Origin of the sequence: Vibrio sp. Vb1755, assembly GCF_033338635.1 — a bacterium.
Lineage (GTDB): Bacteria > Pseudomonadota > Gammaproteobacteria > Enterobacterales > Vibrionaceae > Vibrio > Vibrio alginolyticus.
In genome coordinates this window covers 1-1829 of sequence record NZ_JAWOTA010000076.1, presented here as the reverse complement: position 1 = coordinate 1829, position 1829 = coordinate 1, and the positions used below count along the sequence as shown (strand labels likewise).

At 48.3% G+C, this 1829-nt stretch carries 3 protein-coding genes; all 3 read left to right on the top strand.

The annotated features are described in order from the left end of the window. A partial coding sequence (gene rmuC, locus R7E00_RS22680; RefSeq protein WP_318124501.1) for a DNA recombination protein RmuC occupies nt 1–395 on the top strand: 395 nt, incomplete at its 5' end. A gap of 78 nt (nt 396–473) precedes the next feature. Further along, nucleotides 474–1253, top strand: a complete 780-nt coding sequence (ubiE, locus tag R7E00_RS22675; RefSeq protein ID WP_005456853.1) for a bifunctional demethylmenaquinone methyltransferase/2-methoxy-6-polyprenyl-1,4-benzoquinol methylase UbiE — start codon at nt 474–476, stop codon at nt 1251–1253. Between the two features lie 11 nt (nt 1254–1264). Then, nucleotides 1265–1829 (top strand): SCP2 domain-containing protein (locus R7E00_RS22670; protein WP_318124500.1); only part of this gene is annotated, 565 nt, incomplete at its 3' end.

The window sequence follows — 1829 nt, the reverse complement described above, 5'->3', positions numbered from 1 at the left end:
ACATTATCTTGGTTAGCCCAACCACGTTGTTGGTGGCACTGCGCACCATCGACAATTTATGGCGTAACGAACGTCAGAATGAAAACGCCAAACTGATCGCCCAGCGCGCCACCAAACTGTACGACAAGCTGCGTTTATTCATCGATGACATGGAAGGGTTGGGCGGCGCATTAGACCGAGCGAACCAAACCTATCAAGGCGCTATGAACAAGCTGGCAACAGGCCGTGGCAACGTGATTCGTCAAGCAGAAAGCTTTAGACAGTTGGGGGTTGAAATCAAACGACCGATTTCTTCTGACCTTGCGCAGTTGGCGCAAAGTGATGCATTTTCAGAAAATGAATCACCAAATGAATCGTTAGTAGAAAGACATCCGGCTGAGGATAAAGTAAACTAATCGCCCGCAGTACAGAGGGCGACTTTCATTGTCAGCAAACGCCCTGTAGTGAACAAGTGCTGCCCAAGAGGAATTAGAATGACGGACACAAGTTTGCAATCCAATACAGCGTTAGAGAACGAAACGACCCACTTTGGTTTCACCACAGTGGCGAAAGAAGAAAAAGTGACCAAAGTTGCCGAAGTTTTCCACTCAGTGGCAGCGAAATACGACATCATGAACGACCTGATGTCAGGTGGTATTCACCGCCTTTGGAAGCGTTTTACGATCGATTGCAGTGGCGCTCGTCCTGGTCAGCGCATTCTGGATCTAGGTGGTGGTACGGGTGACCTAACCGCGAAATTCTCGCGTATTGTGGGTGACCAAGGCCACGTTGTTCTGGCAGATATTAACAACTCAATGCTGAATGTTGGCCGCGACAAACTGCGCGATAACGGCATTGTGGGTAACGTACACTACGTACAAGCAAACGCAGAAGAACTGCCTTTCCCAGATGATTACTTCGATGTGATCACCATCAGCTTCTGTCTTCGTAACGTAACCGACAAAGACAAAGCACTGCGTTCAATGTTCCGCGTCCTCAAGCCAGGTGGTCGTCTATTGGTTTTGGAATTCTCTAAACCAGTTCTCGAACCACTATCAAAAGTGTACGACGCGTACTCATTCCACCTATTGCCAAAAATGGGCGAATTGGTCGCGAATGACGCAGAAAGCTACCGCTACCTTGCTGAATCTATTCGCATGCACCCAGACCAAGAAACACTGGAAGGCATGATGCAAGACGCTGGCTTCGAAAACACCAAATACTACAACCTAACGGGTGGTATTGTGGCGTTGCACCGCGGTTACAAATTCTAAGGGTTAACGGCATGCCATTTGAACCTCTTATCACTGCTGTCATTGAAACTTCGCTGAACACACTGATTAAAGACGATCCTGCATTGGGTCGTCGTTTAGCGCGTTTCAAGGGCCAAGTTATCCAAGTTCACCTCAAAGAAATCGACAAGACGCTGACGTTTGTTTTCAGTCAGCAGATTGATGTGCTGGGTAACTACGAAGGTCAGCCTGACTGCTATCTCTCGTTGAACTTGAGTGTGCTGCCTGAGCTGCGTGACCAAGCCAACATCACTCGCTTGATTAAGCAAGACAAGCTTGAGCTTGAAGGTGATATTCAACTGGCGCAGAAATTTTCTCAGTTGATGACCGATTGCAAACCGGACATTGAAGAGTGGTTATCTCGCGTAACAGGCGATGTAGTTGCACACACTTTGGTACAAGGCACCAAAAACGTGGGTGGTTTCTTCGTTTCTCAAGCGGAAAAACATCAGCGTCACCTTGCCCAAGTGGTCACAGAAGAGTGGAAATTGGCACCCGCACCATTGGAAGTCGCGTATTTTTGCGATCAAGTGGATGAGGTACGCAGCCAGGCTTCTC